The 23,377-nt window shown below is 34.6% G+C and carries 24 protein-coding genes and 1 tRNA gene; 12 read left to right on the top strand and 13 right to left on the bottom strand.

Going from position 1 to position 23,377, the window contains the following annotated elements; all coding sequences use genetic code 11:
- From ACFFVB_RS03380 to ACFFVB_RS03365, 4 genes are all read right to left on the bottom strand, one after another.
- A partial coding sequence (locus ACFFVB_RS03380; protein ID WP_512699228.1) for a phage tail-like protein occupies positions 1-1,175 on the bottom strand: 1,175 nt, incomplete at its 3' end.
- A gap of 641 nt (positions 1,176-1,816) precedes the next feature.
- The gene (locus ACFFVB_RS03375) at positions 1,817-3,313 is read right to left on the bottom strand and encodes a helix-turn-helix domain-containing protein (RefSeq protein WP_382381162.1); all 1,497 of its coding nucleotides are present in this window, start codon (positions 3,311-3,313) and stop codon (positions 1,817-1,819) included.
- Between the two features lie 580 nt (positions 3,314-3,893).
- Positions 3,894-3,967: transfer RNA gene (locus ACFFVB_RS03370), tRNA-Ala, on the bottom strand.
- 8 nt (positions 3,968-3,975) lie between these two features.
- Positions 3,976-4,770 (bottom strand): universal stress protein, encoded by a 795-nt coding sequence (locus ACFFVB_RS03365; RefSeq protein WP_382381160.1) that lies wholly within the window; start codon positions 4,768-4,770, stop codon positions 3,976-3,978.
- Positions 4,771-4,925: 155 nt separating this feature from the next.
- On the opposite strand from ACFFVB_RS03365, the gene ACFFVB_RS03360 reads away from it, so the two are divergent.
- Both ACFFVB_RS03360 and ACFFVB_RS03355 read left to right on the top strand, forming a co-directional pair.
- On the top strand, positions 4,926-6,251 hold the full coding sequence (locus ACFFVB_RS03360) for an MATE family efflux transporter (RefSeq protein WP_382381158.1): 1,326 nt from the start codon (positions 4,926-4,928) through the stop codon (positions 6,249-6,251).
- A gap of 49 nt (positions 6,252-6,300) precedes the next feature.
- Positions 6,301-6,468, top strand: a complete 168-nt coding sequence (locus tag ACFFVB_RS03355; RefSeq protein ID WP_382381156.1) for a hypothetical protein — start codon at positions 6,301-6,303, stop codon at positions 6,466-6,468.
- A 102-nt stretch (positions 6,469-6,570) separates the two neighbouring features.
- Here the strand turns inward: ACFFVB_RS03355 and ACFFVB_RS03350 are convergent, their stop codons facing one another.
- Positions 6,571-7,212 carry a 2OG-Fe(II) oxygenase gene (locus tag ACFFVB_RS03350; protein ID WP_382381154.1) on the bottom strand — a complete coding sequence of 214 codons (642 nt, stop codon included), beginning with the start codon at positions 7,210-7,212 and terminating at the stop codon, positions 6,571-6,573.
- A gap of 140 nt (positions 7,213-7,352) precedes the next feature.
- Between ACFFVB_RS03350 and ACFFVB_RS03345 the strand changes: the two genes are divergently transcribed.
- Together ACFFVB_RS03345 and ACFFVB_RS03340 are read left to right on the top strand one after the other, a co-directional pair.
- Positions 7,353-7,805 carry a 6-pyruvoyl trahydropterin synthase family protein gene (locus ACFFVB_RS03345; protein ID WP_382381152.1) on the top strand — a complete coding sequence of 151 codons (453 nt, stop codon included), beginning with the start codon at positions 7,353-7,355 and terminating at the stop codon, positions 7,803-7,805.
- Positions 7,806-7,943: 138 nt separating this feature from the next.
- Positions 7,944-8,708 carry a UDP-2,3-diacylglucosamine diphosphatase gene (locus tag ACFFVB_RS03340; protein ID WP_382381150.1) on the top strand — a complete coding sequence of 255 codons (765 nt, stop codon included), beginning with the start codon at positions 7,944-7,946 and terminating at the stop codon, positions 8,706-8,708.
- Positions 8,709-9,372: 664 nt separating this feature from the next.
- Here ACFFVB_RS03340 and ACFFVB_RS03335 read toward each other — a convergent pair.
- From ACFFVB_RS03335 to ACFFVB_RS03320, 4 genes are all read right to left on the bottom strand, one after another.
- The gene (locus tag ACFFVB_RS03335) at positions 9,373-10,641 is read right to left on the bottom strand and encodes an MFS transporter (protein ID WP_382381148.1); all 1,269 of its coding nucleotides are present in this window, start codon (positions 10,639-10,641) and stop codon (positions 9,373-9,375) included.
- Between the two features lie 61 nt (positions 10,642-10,702).
- Positions 10,703-11,062 (bottom strand): hypothetical protein, encoded by a 360-nt coding sequence (locus tag ACFFVB_RS03330; RefSeq protein ID WP_382381146.1) that lies wholly within the window; start codon positions 11,060-11,062, stop codon positions 10,703-10,705.
- A gap of 62 nt (positions 11,063-11,124) precedes the next feature.
- Positions 11,125-12,813, bottom strand: a complete 1,689-nt coding sequence (recJ, locus tag ACFFVB_RS03325) for a single-stranded-DNA-specific exonuclease RecJ (RefSeq protein ID WP_382381144.1) — start codon at positions 12,811-12,813, stop codon at positions 11,125-11,127.
- A 20-nt stretch (positions 12,814-12,833) separates the two neighbouring features.
- Positions 12,834-13,256 (bottom strand): OsmC family protein, encoded by a 423-nt coding sequence (locus tag ACFFVB_RS03320; RefSeq protein ID WP_382381142.1) that lies wholly within the window; start codon positions 13,254-13,256, stop codon positions 12,834-12,836.
- A gap of 58 nt (positions 13,257-13,314) precedes the next feature.
- On the opposite strand from ACFFVB_RS03320, the gene ACFFVB_RS03315 reads away from it, so the two are divergent.
- The 3 genes from ACFFVB_RS03315 (at position 13,315) to ACFFVB_RS03305 (ending at position 15,133) form a co-directional block, all read left to right on the top strand.
- The gene (locus ACFFVB_RS03315) at positions 13,315-13,905 is read left to right on the top strand and encodes a carboxymuconolactone decarboxylase family protein (RefSeq protein WP_382381140.1); all 591 of its coding nucleotides are present in this window, start codon (positions 13,315-13,317) and stop codon (positions 13,903-13,905) included.
- Between the two features lie 557 nt (positions 13,906-14,462).
- Positions 14,463-14,939 carry a hypothetical protein gene (locus tag ACFFVB_RS03310; protein ID WP_382381138.1) on the top strand — a complete coding sequence of 159 codons (477 nt, stop codon included), beginning with the start codon at positions 14,463-14,465 and terminating at the stop codon, positions 14,937-14,939.
- A complete protein-coding gene (locus ACFFVB_RS03305; protein WP_382381136.1) occupies positions 14,939-15,133 on the top strand; it encodes a helix-turn-helix transcriptional regulator in 195 nt (64 codons plus the stop codon). The genes ACFFVB_RS03310 and ACFFVB_RS03305 overlap by 1 nt, the downstream gene beginning before the upstream one ends.
- A 4-nt stretch (positions 15,134-15,137) precedes the next feature.
- Here ACFFVB_RS03305 and ACFFVB_RS03300 read toward each other — a convergent pair whose 3' ends face one another.
- The 4 genes from ACFFVB_RS03300 to ACFFVB_RS03285 all read right to left on the bottom strand — a co-directional run bounded on the left by ACFFVB_RS03300 (position 15,138) and on the right by ACFFVB_RS03285 (position 17,605).
- Positions 15,138-15,707, bottom strand: coding sequence for a uracil-DNA glycosylase family protein (locus tag ACFFVB_RS03300; RefSeq protein ID WP_382381134.1), 570 nt, complete (start codon positions 15,705-15,707; stop codon positions 15,138-15,140).
- A gap of 6 nt (positions 15,708-15,713) precedes the next feature.
- The gene (locus tag ACFFVB_RS03295) at positions 15,714-16,058 is read right to left on the bottom strand and encodes a HopJ type III effector protein (RefSeq protein ID WP_382381132.1); all 345 of its coding nucleotides are present in this window, start codon (positions 16,056-16,058) and stop codon (positions 15,714-15,716) included.
- Positions 16,059-16,082: 24 nt separating this feature from the next.
- On the bottom strand, positions 16,083-16,754 hold the full coding sequence (gene rsmI / locus ACFFVB_RS03290) for a 16S rRNA (cytidine(1402)-2'-O)-methyltransferase (protein ID WP_382381130.1): 672 nt from the start codon (positions 16,752-16,754) through the stop codon (positions 16,083-16,085).
- A 95-nt stretch (positions 16,755-16,849) separates the two neighbouring features.
- Positions 16,850-17,605, bottom strand: a complete 756-nt coding sequence (locus ACFFVB_RS03285) for a DUF8457 domain-containing protein (protein ID WP_382381128.1) — start codon at positions 17,603-17,605, stop codon at positions 16,850-16,852.
- Positions 17,606-17,705: 100 nt separating this feature from the next.
- Here ACFFVB_RS03285 and ACFFVB_RS03280 point away from each other — a divergent pair, with 100 nt between their 5' ends.
- From ACFFVB_RS03280 to ACFFVB_RS03260, 5 genes are all read left to right on the top strand, one after another.
- Entirely contained in the window at positions 17,706-18,353 is a 648-nt protein-coding gene (locus ACFFVB_RS03280) for a thymidine kinase (protein ID WP_382381126.1), read from the top strand.
- Complete coding sequence (alr, locus tag ACFFVB_RS03275) at positions 18,346-19,452, top strand: alanine racemase (RefSeq protein ID WP_382381124.1); 1,107 nt, start codon at positions 18,346-18,348, stop codon at positions 19,450-19,452. The genes ACFFVB_RS03280 and alr overlap by 8 nt, the downstream gene beginning before the upstream one ends.
- Before the next feature lie 61 nt (positions 19,453-19,513).
- Positions 19,514-19,924 (top strand): large-conductance mechanosensitive channel protein MscL, encoded by a 411-nt coding sequence (gene mscL, locus ACFFVB_RS03270; protein ID WP_382381122.1) that lies wholly within the window; start codon positions 19,514-19,516, stop codon positions 19,922-19,924.
- A gap of 134 nt (positions 19,925-20,058) precedes the next feature.
- Positions 20,059-21,048: an aspartate-semialdehyde dehydrogenase gene (locus tag ACFFVB_RS03265; protein WP_382381120.1), complete on the top strand. Its 990-nt coding sequence runs from the start codon at positions 20,059-20,061 to the stop codon at positions 21,046-21,048.
- Between the two features lie 94 nt (positions 21,049-21,142).
- Complete coding sequence (locus tag ACFFVB_RS03260) at positions 21,143-23,308, top strand: prolyl oligopeptidase family serine peptidase (RefSeq protein ID WP_382381118.1); 2,166 nt, start codon at positions 21,143-21,145, stop codon at positions 23,306-23,308.
- The last annotated feature ends 69 nt before the right edge of the window (positions 23,309-23,377 follow it).

Genomic DNA, 23,377 nt, shown 5'->3' with positions numbered 1-23,377 from the left:
TCTGCTCCGTCAGCCCCATTTAGTGACGCTAACCAAGCTGCTTCTGTTCCTGTATATCCACCAGCTACTGCGATTTCAAATGCGGAAGATCCATCTGTTCCATCTACTCCGTCAACACCGTTACTTCCATCTGCTCCGTCAGCTCCATTTAATGACGCTAACCAATCTGATTCTGTTCCTGTATATCCACCAGATACTGCGATCTCAAATGCTGAAGATCCATCTGTTCCCGCAACACCTTGTGCGCCTGTGAAATCAGGAGTTGTAAATGAAGTCCCGTCTGAATATGTAATTGTAAATGTGCCATCTCCATTATCTGTAGTTCCTGTAACCCCTACACCGTCGGCTCCATCTGATCCTGCTAAATTGACCGTTGTAAAAGTTGAACCATCAGTATAAACAATAGTAAATGTACCATCACCGTTATCTGTAGTTGAACCTATTCCAATTCCATCAGCACCAGCAACACCTTGCTCACCTGTAAAATCTGAAGTTGTAAATGTAGATCCATCTGAATATAGTATAGTAAATGTGCCATTTCCATTATCTACTGTAGAAGTAATTCCAACACCATCTAATCCTGCCGGACCACTGGCTAAATCAATAACTATTTGATCATTATTTTCATTGAAATAAGTTATTGTACCATCTCCATTATCAACTATGGTTGTTATAGTTTCAAGATTCTTAACGAGATTAGTCATATCTAATGCAGTAACATCTCCATTTTCATCTTTATACTCTAAAGATTTTCCATCTTCGTTAAGACTAAGAAAGGTTAATGTTTCCACATTACTATTTGTTATAATTTGGACATCTCCATTCTCATCAATATAAGAATACTGATTATTAACCACATCCCAATAAACAATGTTATCTGGTAAATCCTGCTTTCCTAAGAATTTCACCCAACGATCTTGATACCAATAATAATATCCTGGACTTATTCCTGTGGATGTATTTGTATTATAAACCAACAAACTTTCAATATTTCCTGCAGAAATAGTAGTTTGATCTGTTAGACTAGTTAAAGGTACTTGTGGTATTAAAACCCCCTTATTACTAGATACAATTTCTAACTGCGTCGACGAATTTGGCATATCTGTACCAATCCCTACTTGAGAGTAGGTAACATGAGCCGTAAATAAAATGAGTAATAGTAAAATTTTTTTCATAAAATTCTGAGTTATTTTAACTTATTCCTTATACAGCTTTTGCGTCTAAAAAAAAGATATGTAATAGATTAACAGCTATTAAACACACACTTTTTTAATCATAAAAACCGTATTCCTAATGTATTGTTAAAATATTGTGTTAAAAATTTAACGTTTAGCCATTTTCCCGAAAACAGATAGCATTAAAAACACAAAAACCTCAAAACCATATAGTTAACAAACTATAATTATTGTGTTTTTTAAGAACATCAAGGCTTTTACACCTTTTAAAAGCAATAAAAAAGTATAGAAAAAAACGATTTTAAAATAAAACGGCCTACTTTAACATACCGTGTAAAAAAAACACGTCTGTTTATGGCTTTACTAAAATGTAAAAGGATATTTACACTAAGAATTTTAAGATTTAGGAAAGTGAAATATGAATCCAAATAATATTTATTCAACACAAAAAATCGATCCAATTTCTATCTACGAGAAATTGAATCGATTTTTTTTACATCTCTACATCAAGAAAGCATTTTGAAGAAGTAGATTAACACAAATAAAAAAAGCAGTATTTACGAACTATGAAAGTATCTGAAGTCTAAATAATGTATCCTTAATTTAAAAACGCTCTTTATAGGCAATACTAAATGATAAAATTAAGTTGTTTTATTATTCAAATTATTAATATAAAATGAAGGTGAGCTATTAGTGAATTTCTTAAAACTGGTAGAAAATTTACTATGTGAAGAAAAACCGCATTCATCTGCCAAGTAACTTATCTTATAATTTAAATAGTCGGAATTTGTATTCAACTTATTTATTATATACAAAATCCTTAACCTATTTATATAAGTGTTAAAATCTGAATCTTTATGATCCTTCAATACTTGTCTCAGATATTTTGTATTAGTATTAAGGTGGGCTACCAAAATAGCTGACGACATGTTTTTATCTAAAAAACGGTTTGAATCCTCAAAATCTTCAAGTTTAATTAAAAGTATTCTCTCTGTTTTCTTTGAATAGATTACCCCCGGCACTTTTTTTGGAGCACTACGGAATACATCATTTACATACTTGAACACTCTTTTTCTTTTATAATAAACCCCAAAAGAAGGTATTAATATATAAAATATAGTAGCGATAATGTTATTAGAACTAGAGGGGTCTTCAATGCTTATCCCCTTTAGCAACTCTTTATATTCATTAGATGCTTTATTTATAAGAATTCTCCTATTGTCCTTATTCTCTGTAATAACAGCTCTATATTTACATGCAAATATTTTAAAACTATCCAAGACCTCAATGCGTTGATAGTATTCTGCAACGTTTTTATAAACATCTTCTTTTATAAAATCATTATGTTCTTGATTAACTATTCCTAAACTTTTGTCAACATAAACCTTTGCACTATCCAGTTGTTCCTGTTCTAAACACATACTTAACAGCCCATTATATATTCTCGTTTCTAATAAAGGCTCCACAAAAGCCGACTGCTCGATATATGAACTTGCATTTAAATAATGAATAAATGCTGACTTATTATCATTTAATTTACCAAAACATCTTGCCAACTTTTCCTCGCAGTTTGCTAAATCTAAATATTTTATATTTTCATCTTTTTCCTTACTTAACATAAAAATTGCAGATTTTAAATATTCAATAGCATCTGCATATTCTTTCGTTTCAATACTATATTCAACTAACTCAAGATTAGCCATTGTAATAAATTTTAAAGCATGCTCCTTATTTTGTATTTTAGAACTCGCTACAAAACTTTCCGCTATCAAATATTTCCCTTTATCTATAAATCCTATACTTCTATACTGTCTAGATAAAAATATATAAATTCTTGATTGCAGACAATAATTATTTTCGCGCTTAGCCATTTTTAAAGATTTCAAAGCGAAATCTATAGATTCACCCCTTTTTTCTTCTTGTTCTAAAAGAATACTCTTAAGCATTAACGCGTACATTTTATTCTGATTGCTTTCTGAATACATAAATAAAGAATCTGCAACACGCATAGAAATTAAAGAATTTTCGGACGAAACATCTAATGTGGCACCTGAGCAGAACGCCTCATTATACTTAAAATCTTCATCTTTTGGAAAGTAGAATAGAAGTGAAAAAAGGAATAGTAAAGCATATTTCATAGTAGGTTGATTTGGGACATCTTCTTAAAGTTAAAATTTTCTTAAAGAAAAAACAAATCAAAACTTACATAATCGATAAATAACATGCATTATTAATAATAATTTCATACACAATCACTTAAACATCTACTATTAATGATAATTTTACATATAACTACTTAAATATCAAAAGTTATTTAAATGGATTTCCAATAATTATATAGTCAGTTACAAAGGTGTTTACATAAGTAGAGAAGGACAAGAAGATATTCTCGAACAAAGGCCTAGAACAGTGTTCTAAGAATTTAATTTCAAAATTATTAACTTTCGTAGACCTACAAAAAATAGGTTAGCATTATTAATCCTTTTTCAAAAGATTAAAGCGTAGTACTAATCTAAATTTGGAAGTCAATCCTGTTGAAGAATCATCAAGTAAAAAGAACTCTCCATAAATTATACAAATTGTAAATTTCAATAACATTGCTTCTCTTTTATTTAACATAGAAATTATGAGAACAATTAAATAAAGGCTTTAATTTAGAATATGTAATTTACATAAACAAAAAAGGCTCCGATTGCTCGAAACCCTTATTAACACTAGTGGAGAAGATGGGATTCGAACCCACGACCTCTTGACTGCCAGTCAAGCACTCTAGCCAACTGAGCTACATCCCCATTATAATTTATTTTACGCCTTTTAATACCAATACTGGAAACGGGCTATAAAAATCCTTTTTCAAAATTACATTTTTTTCCCACATTTTAGCAAAAAATCCGCGCTTTCGTCTAAATACACAAAGTAAGTCTGGTGTATGAGAATTATAGTGTTGTAAAACGCCATGAAACGTCGTTGGATTTTCGGTAAAAACGGTTTCGGTTATAAGCGACGACAAGGAATTATGAACATTAAAATCGCCTTCTTCATAAAAAGGCGTTTTTACTAACAATAAATTTACAACAGCCTTAAACTGATTTTGAATCTGTTGCAAAGGTAGTAAAGCTTGTTCTTTTTTTATAATAGCCGATTTTATTGCAACTAATACATTAGAGACCGGTTTAAACACATATCCCTCTGGCACAATTAGAGACGGAATATTGGTTTTCTTAATAATTTTTCCAGATGTTTTTCCTAAAAAAACGGCTTCTTTAGTAGAATTCGTTCTAGGTTCCACAAGCATTAAATCAATATCAGCCGTTTTACAAATCAATTCCAACGTATCTACTAATTTCCCTTTAAAACTCTTTACTACGATATCAATCTCCTTCGTTTCTATTTTGGTCAGTAAGTTATTTAAGTACAACAAACTTTCACGATCTAAGATATGATCTATTTTCCCTAAAGTCCCCGATTTTACTCGCATATCGTACACTTGCACAACATATAAACGTGCTCCAAAAGCATGTGCAAAATCTACAGCATATTGAAGATGACTCTCAATATTTTTTGAATTCCCAACGGGAACTAAAATATTTTTCATATAAATGTATTACTATAAAAACGGCTATAAATGTAATAATAAAACAAATTCAAAATCTTACAATTATTCACTTCTTCACAATAAATAAATTATAACTTCTAAATTTACCCGACCTTAGCAATTTATAGACAATTTCAAATTACAAAATATAAATTTTGGATCAATCCATATCTTTAAAACACATCAATACGCTTGCTGTTCCCGCAATAATTGCAGGAATTAGCGAACCTATTTTATCCATTACCGACACCGCAATTATTGGGAATGTAAATATTAATCCAACCGAAGCTTTAGCAGCTGTTGGAATTGTAGGAACATTTATTTCAATGCTAATTTGGGTTCTAGGGCAAAGTCGAAGCGCTATTTCCTCAATCATTTCACAATCTGTTGGAGCAGATAAATTAGACGACGTAAAAAATCTTCCTGCTCAAGCTATATTTTTAATTACGTCGTTAAGCATAGTTATTATACTGGTAACTTACCCTTTAGCCGAATCAATTTTTAAACTATACAATGCCTCGGGACTCATTTTAGATTACGCCCAAGAGTATTATAAAATTCGAGTGTTCGGATTCCCTTTTACTCTCTTTACATTTGCCATTTTTGGTGCCTTCCGCGGATTACAAAACACGTATTACCCCATGATTATTGCTATAATCGGATCGGTTTCCAACATCATTTTAGATTTTGCTTTGGTATACGGCATTGAGGATTACATACCTGCCATGCACATAAAAGGAGCAGCTTATGCGAGTGTTATTGCACAGCTTATTATGGCTGTATTAGCAGGGTATTATTTATATAAAAAAACAGACATTCCTCTAAAACTCACCTTGCCTTTTAATAAGGAAATCAACAAGTTCTTGCTAATGATCCTTAATTTATTCATTAGAACATTAGCACTAAACACAGCATTATATTTTGCAAGTTCGTACGCTACTAGCTACGGAAAAAACTATATCGCAGCATACACCATAGCTATTAACATTTGGTTTTTAGGCGCCTTTTTAATCGATGGTTTTGCAAGCGCAGGAAATATCCTTTCAGGAAAATTATTCGGCGCTAACCGTCCAGATTTACTGATAAGACTAAGCAACAAACTTATTGTATTAGGGATATTAACAGGGGTGATTTTAGCAGGAATCGGGTGGCTGTTTTATGAACCAATCGGACGTGTTTTCACAAAGCAACCCGAAGTTTTAGATGCGTTTTATAGTGTTTTCTGGATCGTTCTAGCCATGCAACCTTTGTGTGCACTAGCTTTTATTTTCGACGGCATGTTTAAGGGTTTAGGAAAAATGAAATACCTAAGAAATGTACTTCTAGCTTCAACCTTCTTGGTTTTTATTCCAACACTACTCCTGTTCGATTATTACGACTATAAACTATATGCCATTTTTATCGCCTTCACGCTTTGGATGGCAGCCAGAGGTATTCCATTAATTATAAAATTTAGACAGCTTTTTCTAATTCGGAATTAGAAAACCATTAAATTTAACCCTGTTTAAGATTTTAAATTAAACCAAAAACATGATTTCACTTTTACAAGACTTAAGCATAGAAGATAAAATAATAAATGCACCCGACTCTAATTACGAAATCGGCGTATTTATTGGCTCTATGGTTCCGTTTGTTGTCTTGGTAATTTTAGCTTACATCATGTATTATTACAACAAAAAAAATAACCAAGACCTATGAACATATTAGAATTTTTAAGCGGAAATGGACTTTTCCTTATACTTGCCATCGTACTCGTTGTAATCTACGTCTACAACCGAAACAAAGGCGGACGTCGCTAAATTATCGCGTTTTTAGCCATCCTGTAATGCTCAAACGTTTTGTATTTACAGGCTTTACTTCGTGCTCTAGAATCTGACTTTCGAAAATAACAACACGTCCAGGAAACGGATAAATGGTTTTTTCAACCTCAACACCATTTTCGTTGGTATAAATCACCAATTCTCCGCCATTTTCAGTAGTCCAATTTTCATCGTTTAGATAACATACGAACGATAATTTTCGTCTGTCGTCATTCTGAAATGTATCTAAATGACGCTTGTAATACGTCCCTTTCGGATAAATAGCATAATGGAATTCCTTAGTCAAAATCCCAAGAAAACACGTTCTATTTAAATACGAAATAAGTGCATTTATCTTGTTAAAAAACAAGGTTTCAGCCGTATTAATAAAAGTTTCATCTATCCATAAAATCACATCGCCACGAATCGCTTTTTCTACGGTTTCATTCACACGGTTACCAATGGCTGCTTTTTTAAAGGCATCCTCTTCGTGTTTAAGAAGAATAGAATCGCGAAGCTGTGACACTTCATTTACATCAAAAAAATTATCAATAATACTGTATTGCTGACTCAGAAGATCACCTATAATCTTCTCGTATAACGGATGTTCAGCAATGACCAAATCCTCGAAAAGAGCGGTCATTAAAGGAATATTTTCATTTTAGCTAACCCTTTGTATTTTAAAAACTTAACTCGTTTTTAGCACAAAAAGCGTTCAAATGTAATCTAAAAACAAATTGCTTTTACAAATTCGGTACCTTTGCACTGTTAAAAAATCAAATCATGAGTAATATTCGAATTACCAAACAATTTACTTTCGAAACCGGACACGCCTTATATGGCTACGACGGAAAATGTAAAAACGTACACGGCCACAGTTATAAACTTTCGGTTACCGTTATCGGAAAGCCAATCACGGACAGCAACAATGTAAAGTACGGAATGGTTATCGATTTCACAGATTTAAAAAATATTGTAAAACGCGAAATTGTCGATGTTTTCGATCACGCTACTGTTTTTAACAAAAACACCCCACATGTCGAGCTGGCGAGAGAGCTAGAAAAACGCGATCATAATGTGCTTTTAGTAGATTATCAGCCCACCAGCGAAATGATGGTTATCGATTTTGCAGCAAAGATCAAGACCTATTTACCAAGTCATATTGCATTGCATTCTTTAAGACTTCAAGAAACAGATAGTAGTTTTGCAGAATGGTACGCAAGCGATAATTTGTAGGGCGTTACCCTTCGCTGTGCTACGGGGCAGGCTTTCGCAAGTCGCTTTTTTAATGTAAAAAAACATTAAAAAGAGCTCCAACAATTGCTCTATCCTTAACGCACATCCAGACCAAGAACAAACTTTTATATTTACAGCATGCAAATTCCAGAAGGCAAAAAAATATATTTCTCGTCAGATAATCATTTAGGAGCTCCAACTCCCGAAGATTCCTTACCCCGTGAGAAAAAATTTGTAGCGTGGTTAGACGAGATCAAGCACGATGCCGCAGCTATATTTTTACTAGGAGATTTGTTCGATTTTTGGTTCGAATATAAAACCGTAGTGCCAAAAGGCTTTGTAAGAACCTTAGGTAAACTAGCCGAAATACGGGATTCTGGCATTCCAATTTACTTTTTTGTTGGCAACCACGATTTATGGATGGACGATTATTTTCAGAAAGAACTCAACATTCCTGTGTACCACAAACCCAAGGAATTTACCTTTAACAATAAAACCTTTTTAATTGGTCATGGCGACGGATTAGGTCCTGGAGACAAAGGCTACAAACGCATGAAAAAAGTGTTTACCAGTCCGTTTTTTCAATGGTTATTCCGCTGGTTACATCCAGATATTGGCGTTAAAATAGCACAATATATGTCGGTTAAAAACAAACTGATTTCTGGCGACGAAGATGCTAAGTTTTTAGGTGAAGATAATGAGTGGCTCGTGCAATATTGCAAACGTAAATTAGAAACCAAAGCTTACGATTATTTCGTGTTTGGTCACCGCCATTTACCTATGATTATTAACTTAAACGACACCGCTAAATACATTAATTTAGGCGATTGGATTGGGTATTACACCTATGGTGAGTTTGATGGCAGAGATCTTAATCTAAAGACTTTCGAAGTTAAATTGTAATTTACGTCATGCTGAACGCATTTCAACATCGCATAAGTTGTTAATCTAATTTCACCACTATATGTTAATCGAGCGGAGTCGAGATTTCGTTTAGATGGCTTTCGACTCCGCTCAAGCACCCTACATACCTAATATATAAATATTTAACACTATTAAATCTACGTTTTTAGCATCCAACAACTAACTCAAATTTGCTTACTCTAATGAGCCCCTGAAACTAGTTCAGGTGACGAATCAGTCATGAAAATAATTCCTAATTCAAAAGTAAAGCTAATAACTCCAAAGACAACATCAACGTCATGCTGAACTTGTTTCAGCATCACATAACAAACTTAAATTAACTTACTCCTATGTGACCCTGAAACCAGTTCAAGGTGACGCCGCGGTGTTTAAAAACAGTATAAATTTCAAATCAAAACTAGAATCATCAAACTAACGTAGACGTCTTGCTGAACGCGTTTCAGCATCGCACAACTAACTCAAATACGCCTACTCGAATGAGACCCTGAAACCAGTTCAAGGTGACGCCGTGGATTACATATAAATTTTAGTAAAATACCAAAGCCCAAATTAGTGATTGGCTACATTTTTCACATTACTTCATTAATAAATTGGTACATTAATACACTGGGACATTGGTACATTAAAAAATTATTACATTAACCTAACCTTCATTCTCATGCTCCTCCAAATCCTTGCGTAGATCCAATTTTCTAAAGGTCGGAGAGAATATTCCTGTGGTTAATACAATTAGTAACGTCATGCTTCCTCCAAAAACAACGGCAGTCACTGTTCCCATAAGTTTAGCGGTTAGGCCACTTTCAAAAGCACCCAATTCGTTAGAAGATCCGACAAACATAGAATTTACAGAGGCGACACGCCCACGCATATGGTCGGGAGTTTTAAGTTGTAAAATAGTCTGACGAATAACCATCGAAATGCCATCGAACACACCACTAAAAAACAACGCACCTACCGATACCCAAAACCATGTGGATAATCCGAACACGATTATACTGCACCCAAATCCAAAGATAGCGATGAGTAATTTCATACCAGCGTTTTTATTCAAAGGGATATAAGCAGAAATAATCATAGTAATAAATGCACCCACTGCTGGAGCAGCACGTAACACCCCAAATCCTTGCGGTCCAACTTTTAAAATATCTTGCGCAAATACAGGCAATAAAGCCACAGCTCCTCCAAATAAAACGGCCACCATATCTAAGGTAAGTGCTCCTAGAATCGCTTTAGTACTAAACACAAACTTTAGACCTTCCTTTAAACTCTGCACAATAGGTTCTCCTATTTTCGGATTTAAAATAGGCTTGGTAGAGATCTGAGTTAAGGCTAATAATGCCGTAATTGCAAAACCTACAATTAAACACATGGACCAATGCACACCAATTAAATGAATGGAAAATCCAGCGAGTGCCGGACCTAAAACAGCTCCCATTTGCCACACCGAACTACTCCACGTTGCTGCATTTGGATATAATTTTTTAGGAACCACTAAAGACAATAATGAGAATATGGTTGGTCCTAGAAACGCACGTACAAATCCGCCAAGAAATACTAAGAAATAGATAGAATAGAGAACCACGTTTTGAGAAAGGTCTCCAACAATTTTTGGCCAAGTGAGTAGAAATAATCCGAAACTAATTACAGAAAATCCAAGTATGCATTTTATAAGCAGACTCTTTTTTTCCTTCTGATCTACAATATGACCAGCAAATAATGCCATGGAGACTGCCGGAATCACTTCCATAAGTCCGATAATTCCAAGCGACAACGGATTTTTAGTAATGCTATATACTTCCCATTCTATCACGATAAATTGCATAGACCAGGCAAATACCATGGCAAAACGGACTAATAAAAATATATTGAATTCTTTGTACCGAAGTGCAGCGTACGGATCTTTTTGTTTCATAAGTGGTTGGGTTGCCGCAAATGTACAAAAGTGACCGTTTTAAAAAATTCTGATAATCATTTTAATTCTTACAAATTTCATTCACGTAATCATCCAACTCTAAATGAAACAGCGTACCATTAATTAAATCGTTTATATCTCGCAATTCTAAAGCATTTATTGCCAAATCGACTTGATTACAAGGTGTTTTTAATAACATAGATCGGCTACGGTCTTTGTTTTTACAACAGGCGCAAGGATTTTCAGATTGCACATATCTAATCTGTTTCTGAAACTGAACTATTTCACTATAGGTGAGATAAAACCCCATATCACGAAAAATAATCTGAATTTTAGGAGATTGTTTTTTGGGAGCTTCGACCTTCCAAATAAAAGAAACTCCGAATGCATTATGGTATATTTTATTGATGTCTTGATCCATAGCGATTGCTTTTCAACCACTAAAATAGTTATTATTTATATTTAATCTAAATAAATATAATTTTATTTTAAATCTCTAAGTTTCAATTGCAGACTTGTTACACCATTCCAATGATTTTCATCTATAGAATACACAATACTAAAAGGCACTTTCGAAGAGACTGAATCAATCTTTTTTCCCAATCCAAAACCAATACAAACAATAGGATTTACATTGGGTTGCTTCACGGTTATCCGTAAATGATCTTCTTCTTTCCCAACACATTTTCCATATCCAGTATCGACCACATCTTCAGTCATAAAAACTGGCATCATATTCCCTGGACCAAAAGGTGCAAACTGTTTCAAAATTCTAAAAAATTTAGGAGTAATATGTTCTAAAGTTATATTGGCCTCTATTTTAATTTCTGGAGATAATAATTTCGGATCGATTGTGCTGGATACCACATCCTCGAAAGCCTGTTTAAAAGCCTCGTAATTCTCAGGAAGTAATGTTAATCCTGCTGCGTATTTATGTCCACCAAATTGTTCGATATGTTCGCTACAAGCTTCCAAAGCATTATACACATCGAAACCAACGACAGAACGAGCAGAAGCTGCTAATTTATCGCCACTTTTAGTAAACACTAATGTGGGTCTGTAATAGGTTTCTATAAGTCTTGAAGCCACAATACCTATAACCCCTTTATGCCAGTCTTCTTGAAAAACGACAGAGGTTACGCGATCTTGCTCGCTACGTTCTTCAATCTGATTTAAAGCTTGAATCGTGATTTCTTTATCGGTTTCTCGACGGTCTAAATTAAAACTTTCAATTTCGGCAGCATACGTTTCCGCTTGCTTTTCGTCCATTTCTGTAAGCAATTGCACAGCATAGGTTCCATGCTTCATGCGCCCGGCAGCATTAATTCTAGGTGCAACAATAAAAACGACATCGGTAATGGTAAACTCGGTTTTATCTACTTGATTTAAAATCGCTTTAATGCCTGGTCTCGGATTATCATTAATAACTTGAAGTCCGTAATAGGCCAAAATTCTATTCTCACCCGTAATTGGTACAATATCCGCTCCAATTGCCGTAGCGACTAAATCTAGATACTCTCCTAAATCTTCGATAGTAAAACCTTGTTTAGAAGATAAGGCCTGAATGAGTTTAAACCCAACCCCACAACCACATAATTCTTTATATGGATACTCGCAATCGTCACGTTTAGGATCCAGAACTGCGGCTGCATCTGGAATAGCATCTCCTGGCCGGTGGTGATCGCAAATAATAAAATCGATGCCTTTTTCTTTGGCATATGCCACTTTATCGATTGCTTTTATACCACAGTCTAACGCCACTATAAGTGTAAAATCGTTATCGTGCGCAAAGTCGATGCCTTTAAAAGACACGCCATAACCTTCGTCGTAACGATCCGGAATATAAGTCACTACATTCTCCTGACGTGTTCGTAAATACGAACTCATTAATGCCACAGAAGTGGTTCCGTCGACATCATAATCGCCATAAACCATAATATTCTCGCCAGCTTCTAAAGCTTGTTCTATACGCGCTACTGCACGATCCATGTCTTTCATTAAAAACGGATCGTGTAATTCGCTAAGATCTGGTCTAAAGAAAGACTTCGCTTCTTCGAACGTTTCAATGCCTCGCTGTATTAACAACGACGCAGTAAGTTCGTCTACATGAAGTGCCTCTTGTAACGTTTTAACTTTTTGAGATTCTGGTTTTGGTTTTATGGTCCAACGCATAGTTTGTAATCGGTAATGATTTATTTAGTATGATAATGAGATTCAACTTTTACCTCTGCAAAACGACGAAACATTTCCATAACGCCACAGTATTTATCAACAGATAAATCTACCGCTCTTTTAATTTTTGTTTCATTTAATTCTGTTCCATAAAAATGGTAATCTACAGTAACAAGATGGTAATATTTTGGGTGTTCTTCGGTTAAATGACCTTCGATTACGATTTTAAAATCGTCTATATCAACCTTCATTTTTTCTAACATTGGTGTAATATCTACTCCAGAACACCCCGCAAGTGCCGTTAGCATTAATGCTTTCGGACGCAAGCCATCGCCTTTCCCTCCGTTGTCTGCTCCTAGATCTATTAATACAGATTTTCCGCTTGGATTATCTGACTCGAATTGCACATTTTTTTTCCATTGCGTTGTAACAAGATGCGTCATAATTGCATTATTTTTCGTTAATTGATACTTCAAAAATACGACTAAAATTAAGAATAGAATGCCACTAATAACACCATTATCTCCCGACCACGATCAAGAAACTCAAGAATTAGCCACCTTTTTTAACGAAACCCTTGGCTTTTGCCCGAACTCGGTTTTAACCATGCAGCACCGACCAACCATAAGTAAAGCCTTTATTAATTTAAACAAAGCCGTGATGACCAACGAAGGTCGCGTAACTTCTGCTTTAAAACGGCTTATTGCTTGGGTTAGTAGTAATGCCGCAGGGTGTCGCTATTGCCAAGCACACGCCATTCGTGCCGCAGAGCGCTATGGAGCCGAACAAGAGCAACTCGATAACGTTTGGGAGTATCGCACCCATCCTGCATTTAGCGAGGCCGAACGTGTTGCTTTAGATTTTAGTTTGGCAGCATCTCAAATACCGAATGCTGTAGACGACACTTTAAAAAAGCGATTAAACACCTATTGGGACGAAGGCGAAATTGTAGAAATGTTAGGCGTTATTTCCCTTTTCGGATATTTAAACCGTTGGAACGACAGTATGGGAACCACTTTGGAAAATGACGCTATAGAAAGCGGTGAACAGCATTTAGGAAAACACGGTTGGGAAAAAGGTAAACATCTTTAAACGGTTTTGGGCGTTCCCCTTTTGGGGGGCGCTTTCCGTTGTATCTTTTATGGTCCCAAAAAACTATAAAAGGATGCCACTGCAATCACTAACGCAAATTTGATTTTTAATTATAGAGTATCCGTTCATTTTTTCCATTGATGAAAAAACGAACCAAAAAAAATCTAGGCTTACGAATCTTTATCTAAATTTATCGTTTGCCACCTAAATTTCAGGAACTCGCTATTAAAATTATAGATAATTATAAATATCCGTTTAGCTCATACAGCCTAAAATTCCACGGTGTTTTCACTTCAAATTTTACGATAAATTTTCGATAGGCCAAAAACCTGTTTACCGCCACATATTCTCTGAAATTGTAAACCCCTCAATTTAAGTCATTAAAACATCAAAATTCCGATATGTTTTTTCCTTCTCATTTATTCAATAAAATCAGCATATTTGGCTGAAAATCGTCTAGAAATTCACTAAATAAATTTGATTTCACAATATTTATTTTTCTATTATATTTGATTAAATGTAAAGTATTATATACTTTTATATAAAAATAATAGAATATGAATATACAAATACTACCCAATTGGTGTAAAAAACTAGGCATTATTATCTTTATTGCATTTGCTCTACCGAGTGCAATGGATGGTGTTATGGACGGCATAAATGACGGCGCTCGTGTATATAGTAGTCCAAAAGCACAAGTTGAAGTCTCTCTTGATAATCAATTGGAAAAAATCCAACCAAATTTAAAAACACATAAAATTTCAAATTATTTTGGAAGTGAACTCATGCATTTATTTAATATTTTAAGCATTATTGGACTAATTATTTATATGATTTCCAAGGAAAAGATTGAAGACGATTATATAAATAAGTTACGAGCAGACTCATTTCAGATTTCTATTTTAATATTTTTATTATTCTCACTTACAATTTATTCCTTCAAAGGAAACCTAAATATGCCTTTGGATTATTTTCTATGCTTTTATATCATCCTATTCCTCTTTATATTTTCCATAAAAAAACGACTGTATTAATGAAGAACCTCATAAAAGTAGAGCGTGCAAGACACAATTTAACCCAAGCAGATTTAGCCAATAAACTGCAAGTTTCCAGACAAACTATTCATGCTATCGAAAATAACAAATTCAACCCCTCAGTAATCTTAGCCATTAAAATGGCACGATTTTTCGATGTAACTGTTGAATATTTATTTGATATCGAAGAATAAGATTTTATAGAATATCATGTACCTTTTTTTGTAATTCAGGCACAACTGATGCTTCAAACCACGGATTTTTAGACAACCAAAATCGGTTTCGTGGTGACGGGTGCGGAATCGGGAAATAGGTAGGTAAATACGATTCGAAGTTGGAAACGGTTTCAGTTAGATTCGTTCCAACGTCTGCTTTTAGATAATATTTCTGAGCATAATTCCCAATTAAAATCACAAGTTTTACCTGCGGTATTTTATCTAATAACGCGGCATGCCATTGAGGTGCACATTCAGGTCTTGGCGGTAAATCGCCACTTTTACCTTTACCAGGATAACAAAATCCCATAGGTATAATGGCAAAATTCTTGGTGTTGTAAAACTGATCTTCGGTGACATTTAACCACGTTCTTAATCGCTTTCCGCTAGCGTCGTTCCAAGGAATTCCAGAATTATGCACTTTTAATCCTGGCGCCTGACCAACAATTATAATCTTAGAATCTGGATGCGCGGTAACAATAGGATGCGGACCTAAAGGCAAAGCGTCTGCACAAATGGTGCATTGCTTAATCTCATGTAAAAGCGCATCCATAAATACTTATTTCAACTTTAAAGGTGCTCCTTCAAACGTTAAACCTTCGAAACCTGTCTTCATAAAATTCCTAATATTTTGATGGCCTTCACCTTCAGAATCTCCTAAAACATCTATGTAATAAAACTGACCGAAGCATGATAATGTTTCTTCCTTTGTAAATCCTTGAAGTTTTGCAAAAGCAAACAATTTACAAGAGCCTGAATTCTCTCCCGATTTATTATGTATTTCGCCGTTTGTAAAGGCTGTTTTAGTAAACTCGTAATTTGATTCTATAGTATCTACCGTGTCAGAAAACACAATAGATTTGGGCGTGTTTTGTAATTTTTGCTTAAATGCGTCTAATGTCATTTTTAAATATTTAAAAGTGTATACTTATTTTTTTCCACCAACAACGACAACTATTTCTCCTTTTGGAGGCTTATTGGTATAATGTTCTAAAACTTCTTTTGCTGTTCCACGAATGGTTTCCTCGTACAATTTTGTCAACTCGCGCGATACTGAAACCTGGCGATCTTCACCAAAAAACTCACAAAAATGAGTGAGTGTTTTTATAAGTTTATGCGGCGATTCGTAGAAAATAATGGTTCTTGTTTCTTCTGCTAAAAGTAACAAACGCGTTTGCCTTCCTTTTTTCACAGGTAAAAAACCTTCGAACACAAATTTATCGTTAGGCAATCCAGAATTCACCAAAGCAGGTACAAATGCTGTCGCTCCCGGTAAACAATCGACTTCGATGCCATGTTCTACACATGCTCGTGTCAATAAAAATCCAGGATCGGAAATGGCTGGTGTTCCTGCATCACTAATTAAAGCAATTACAGTTCCGCTCTTTAATTTACGTATTAGTCCTTCAACCGTCTTATGCTCATTATGCATATGGTGAGATTGAGAATGTGTATTTATCTCAAAATGTTTTAGAAGTTTTCCGGATGTTCTTGTGTCTTCGGCCAATATTAAATCGGCTTCTTTAAGAACGCGAATAGCCCTAAAGGTCATATCTTCTAAATTACCAATAGGTGTGGGTACAATATATAGTTTGCTCATGTATAGAAAATTAACGGCATGTTTTTAAAGCTTCTTACTCTGAAGCTAAATACAAGAAAAATTAAAAGGAATTAAAGATGCAAATTTCAGAAAAACTAATTGAATTTCCCTTCTATTATTAACATAAAACGCTCTTCGAAGACTTCTTTGCCTTCCCAATTATTATAATCGGTTTTCACGACATTTTGAATTAAGTTTCGAGCTTCTTCAAAATTGGCACTAGTATTAATCTGCGAAATAACGCGCTCATAATCTTCTGCGCTTCCAGCAAATAATTGTTTTATAAAAGCAATTTTATCATTTAATCCAATATTTAATCCACCGCCTTTTAGTTTATCGTTTAAAGATCTTTTAACATTGGTTATAGTCGAATTTACAACAGGATCGAACACTGGTGTGACCTTAAAATCGGCTGTAATCTCTTCAAAATCATTTTTTTCATATTGAGGTTCAGGTGCAATAGCACTAAACAAATCATCTACAGCGTCTGCCTCTTGAGGCATTTGAGCAACAATATCTTTAATTTTTTCCATGACAGGTTCTGCTAAATCTTCAGCATCTTCGTCTGGTTGTACTTGATCTTCTCTAACAAACTCTTCATCTTCACTTTCTTCTTTAACAACCTCGGTTACTTTTTTAGTAAACGCATTATCAATCATATCGAAAAAAGAGGTTTCATCCACTTTAGACAAAGTTTCATCTTGAGGATTTTCTTGTAGAAATTTTAAAACAGAAAGTTTTTCAAAAAGAAGAGCTGTTTCTGCATGAAGTTTAGCGACATCATCCTTTCCTTCAAGCCTTAAAACTCTTAATGCAACACTCATTAATTCTGATTCCAACTTCTTCTTCATAACTTTTAAATTTAAACTATTTTCGCCTTTTTATTTTTAATAAATTTACATCCCTATAAACAAACGAAAGTTTGCGTAATATTAGTGTTAAAATTACAAAATGTTTCTCGAAAATACAGTAAATCATAAAGAACAATTTGGTTGGATTGAAGTTATCTGCGGCTCAATGTTCTCTGGAAAGACCGAAGAATTAATCCGAAGGCTTAAACGTGCGCAATTCGCCAAACAAAAAGTTGAAATTTTTAAACCCTCGGTAGATATCCGTTATAACGAAGATATGGTGGTCTCTCACGATGCCAATGAAATTCGTTCTACACCTGTTCCTGCGGCAGCAAATATTCCTATTCTTGCAGATGGCTGCGATGTGGTAGGTATAGACGAAGCTCAGTTTTTTGATGATGAAATTGTTCGTGTTTGTAACGACTTAGCCAACAAAGGCATTCGTGTTATTGTAGCTGGATTAGATATGGATTTTAAAGGCAACCCGTTTGGGCCTATGCCAAATTTAATGGCCACTGCAGAATATGTTACTAAAGTTCATGCCATTTGCACACGAACGGGAAACCTAGCGCAATTTAGCTACAGAAAAGCTGAAAGCGATGCTTTGGTTTTACTTGGTGAAACCGAAAATTACGAACCACTTAGTCGGGCTGCATACTACAAAGCGATGCGCAGTGAAAAACAAAAAAACAACACAATTAACGGAACTGAAACAAAAGATTTAAATTCCAAAAATACCGATGCTTAAAGCACAGGAAACTCTTTTAGAAATAGATTTAAACGCTTTAGAACACAATGTTACTTACCTTAAATCTAGAATACATTCATCTACAAAATTTATGGCCGTTGTTAAGTCTTATGCTTACGGAAACGCCGCTGTAGATATTGCTAAACATTTAGAAACCTTAAACGCAGATTACTTTGCTGTGGCCTATACTTACGAAGGCGAACAACTAAGAACATCTGGCGTAACAACACCTATTTTGGTACTTCACCCTCAAGCCGTAAGTTTTAATACACTTATTGAAAATTGCTTGGAACCAAACTTATACAGTTTAAAAGTTCTGAAAGAATTTGTAGCGACAGCAGAAGTTTTAAACCAAAAGGAATATCCAGTACACTTAAAATTTAATACAGGTTTAAATCGTTTAGGTTTTTCTGAAGCAGAAATTCCTGAAATACTTTCAATTTTAAAACACACAGAAGCGATAAAAGTGACTTCATTATTTTCTCATATGGGAGCGAGTGAAGATTTAAATGAAAAGGCATTTACCATACAGCAGATTGAAACATTTAAACGTATTTCAGATTTACTTTTAAATCAATTACCTTATAAACCAATGCTTCATATGTGTAATACATCTGGAATTCTAAATTATCCCGAAGCACATTTCGATATGGTAAGAAGTGGTATTGGGATGTATGGTTTCGGAAACTCGGAAATAGAAAACACGCACTTTAAACCCATTACAACGTTAAAAACAGTAATTTCTCAGATTCATCATATTCCTATTGGGGAAAGTGTTGGGTATAATCGTGGTTACATTAGTGATTCTCCTTTAACAACCGCAACGTTGCCACTAGGGCACGCCGACGGTATTGGAAGAGAGTACGGGAACGGAAAAGGATTTGTCGCTATTAACGGACAAAAAGCACCTATTGTTGGAAATACATGTATGGATATGATTATGGTTGATATTACAAACATTGACTGCCAAGAAGGTGACGAGGTTATTGTTTTTGGAGATTATCCAACAGCCGAAGAGTTTGCAGCAACCGCTAACACAATATCTTACGAATTACTAACAGGACTCTCTCAACGCATTAAACGTGTCGTTTTAAAATAGATACATTCTCTTTTTATTTTATTTTATATACATTAGCGATTATTAATCAATCCTAAACTATATGGCATTTTTCAAAGACTTCAAGTCATTCCTCCTAAAAGGGGACATTATAAACCTTGCAACCGCAGTAATTGTTGGTGGTGCATTTGGTAAAATAGTAACGTCGTTTACTAAAGACATTTTAATGCCTCCAATAGGCATGTTGCTTGGCGATGTTAATTTTACAGACCTAAAGTATGTTTTAAAAGAGGCAACAACAAACGCTGCTGGAGCAGAAGTTCCCGTGGTAGCAATTAACTACGGAAACTTTATCCAAATAATTATTGATTTTATAATTATTGGTTTATGTATTTTCATGGTCTTAAAAGCTTACGAAAATTCTAAAAAGAAAGAAGAAGTTGCAGCACCTGCACCTGTAGGGCCAACTCAAGAAGAACTTCTTGCAGAAATAAGAGATTTACTAAAGAAATAAGATTTGTTAAATAATTAACATTTTGTTATTTGTTGTTAAAAAGCCTTAGTTTGAAGAAACTAAGGCTTTTTTTAAATTATTAATACTTAGTTTTGTTTAAAATAAATAGACACACTTAAACTAAAATTGATATAATGAAAGTAGCTGTAGTTGGTGCCACGGGTATGGTTGGCGAAGTAATGCTTAAAGTATTAGCAGAACGTAATTTTCCATTAACGGAATTAATCCCTGTTGCCTCAGAGCGTTCTGTAGGTAAAACAATTTCTTATAAAGGACAAGATTATAAGGTTGTAGGTTTAGCAGATGCAGTAGCAATGAAACCAGATGTTGCTTTATTTTCTGCCGGAGGAGACACGTCTTTAGAATGGGCTCCTAAATTTGCAGAAGCTGGTACGACTGTAGTCGACAATTCTTCAGCATGGAGAATGGATCCTTCAAAAAAATTAATCGTTCCAGAAATTAATGCGAACGAATTAACTAAAGAAGATAAAATTATTGCAAACCCTAATTGCTCAACTATTCAATTAGTTATGGCATTAGCGCCACTTCATAAAAAATATACTATGAAACGTGTTGTGGTTTCAACATACCAATCGGTATCTGGAACTGGTGTAAAAGCTGTTAAACAACTAGAAAACGAAATTGCAGGAATAGAAGGCGAAATGGCTTACCCTTATCCAATTGGAAGAAATGCATTACCACATTGTGATGTGTTTTTAGACAACGGATATACTAAAGAGGAAATGAAATTAGCCCTAGAACCTCAAAAAATATTAAGCGACACCTCTTTTTCTGTATCTGCAACAGCAGTAAGAATTCCAACTTCTGGTGGACATTCTGAATCTGTAAACGTGGAATTTGAAAATGAATTTGAATTAGCCGATGTTCGCAAATTACTAAGTGAAACTCCAGGTGTTGTTGTTCAAGATAATACAGATACAAATACGTATCCAATGCCAATTTATGCACATGATAAAGACGATGTTTTTGTTGGACGTATTAGAAGAGATGAAACGCAAAAAAACACTTTAAATATGTGGATTGTTGCCGACAACCTTCGTAAAGGAGCTGCAACAAACACCATACAAATTGCAGAATACTTAATTGCGAATAAACTGCTCTAAGTTTTTCTCTTAATTAAATTTAAAAAAAGCTCCTAAGCCTAAGCGTTTAGGAGCTTTTTCGTTATTTTTGGAAGACCTATAAAACGACAGCAGTATGAAGAGATTAATAGCGACTCTAACGATATTAACCCTATTTAGTTCCTGTAAAAATGAGCAAGAACTAAGAAAAAATAACAATCAAATAGTGAACTACCCTATAACGAAAACTATAGACACCGCAGACACGTATTTCGACATTAAAGTTCAAGATCCATATCGCTGGCTAGAAGACGATAGAAGTCCTGAGACCGAAGCTTGGGTGGCAGAAGAGAACAAAATAACTTTCGGTTATTTAGAAAAAATACCATACCGTAACCAAATTAAGGACCGTTTAACTAAACTTTGGAATTACGAAAAAATTGGAGCGCCTTTTAAAGAAGGAGACTACAACTACTTTTATAAAAACAACGGATTACAAAATCAAAATGTATTATTTAGAACTAAGGGAGACGACAAAACCGAAGAGATTTTTCTTGACCCTAATACATTTAGTACAGAAGGGACAACGTCTTTAGGAGGTTTATCATTTTCTAAAGATGGGAGTATCGCTGCATATTCTATTTCTGAAGGCGGTAGCGATTGGAGAAAAATTATCATAATTAATGCAGAAACAAAACAGGTTATCGAAGACACTTTAGTCGATGTTAAGTTTAGCGGTATGTCTTGGAAGGGTAATGAAGGCTTCTATTATTCAAGCTACGATAAGCCAAAAGGAAGTGAGCTTTCTGCTAAAACCGACCAGCACAAATTGTATTACCATAAGATTGGCACAAATCAAAATGCCGACAAACTTATATTTGGAGGAACACCTCTAGAGAAGCATCGTTATATCTCTGCAAGTGTGACTGAAGACGATCGTTATTTATTAATTTACCCACGCACATCTACCTCTGGTAATAAATTATATATTAAAGATTTAACTAAGCCAAACAGCAGGTTTGTGGCCATATTAGACCATACAGATAGCGATACGGATTTAGTAGATAATATTGGTAGTACTTTATTTTTATCGACCAATTTAAACGCACCTAATATAAAAATTGTAACCGTAGATGCTTCTAATCCAACTCCTGAACATTGGGTAGATTTTATTCCTGAAACAAAAAATGTTTTAACACCTTCTACTGGAGGTCATTTTATTTTTGCGCATTACATGGTCGATGCTGTATCTCAAGTAAAACAATACGATTATAAGGGAAAGTTAGTTCGCGAAATTGAACTTCCAGGTGTAGGAACGGTAAGTGGATTTTCTGGTAAAAAAGAAAATGACACCTTGTATTATTCATTCTCAAATTACACCACACCATCTACAAGCTATGCTTTTAATACAGCATCAGGTGAGTCTAATGTCTATGTAAAACCAAAAGTGGATTTTAATCCAAATCAGTACGAGAGTAAGCAAGTTTTTTACAAGTCTAAAGACGGCACAAAAATACCAATGATTATATCGTATAAAAAAGGCACAGAATTAAACGGTAAGAACCCAACAATATTATACGCTTATGGGGGCTTCAATATAAGCTTAACACCTTCATTTAGTATTGCAAACGCAGTTTGGATGGAAGCCGGTGGAATTTATGCTGTACCTAACATTCGTGGTGGTGGAGAATACGGAAAAGCGTGGCACGACGCAGGAACCAAAATGCAAAAACAGAATGTTTTTGATGACTTTATTGCAGCTGGAGAATATTTAATCGAAAACAAGTATACATCGTCTAAGTTTTTAGCTATTAAAGGAGGTTCTAACGGAGGATTATTAGTAGGTGCAACAATGACGCAGCGTCCAGATTTAATGCAAGTCGCATTACCTGCTGTTGGTGTATTAGACATGTTACGTTATCACACATTCACCGCTGGTGCAGGTTGGGCATACGATTACGGAACGGCAGAAGACAGTAAGAAAATGTTCGAATATTTAAAGGCATATTCTCCTGTTCACAATGTAAAACCAGATGTAAAATATCCAGCAACTTTAATTACAACTGGCGATCATGACGATCGCGTAGTACCTGCTCATAGTTTTAAATTTGCAGCCGAATTGCAGCATAATCAAAAACATGGAAATCCTATTTTAATACGTATTGAAACAGATGCTGGTCATGGTGCAGGAACACCAGTTAGTAAAACCATTGAACAATATGCAGATATTTTCGGATTTACGTTATACAACATGGGATTTAATGTACTTCCCGAAACAAATAAAGAAAAGACTAAAGGATAATCCTTTTTAAATCATCTTAAGAGTCATTTAAATGCTTTATTTGCAATTAAATGGCTCTTTGTTTTTTTA

Source organism: Formosa undariae (assembly GCF_042427615.1).
GTDB lineage: Bacteria > Bacteroidota > Bacteroidia > Flavobacteriales > Flavobacteriaceae > Formosa > Formosa undariae.
Note: the sequence above shows the minus strand (reverse complement) of the source record. Positions and strands in the feature narration are given on the sequence as shown.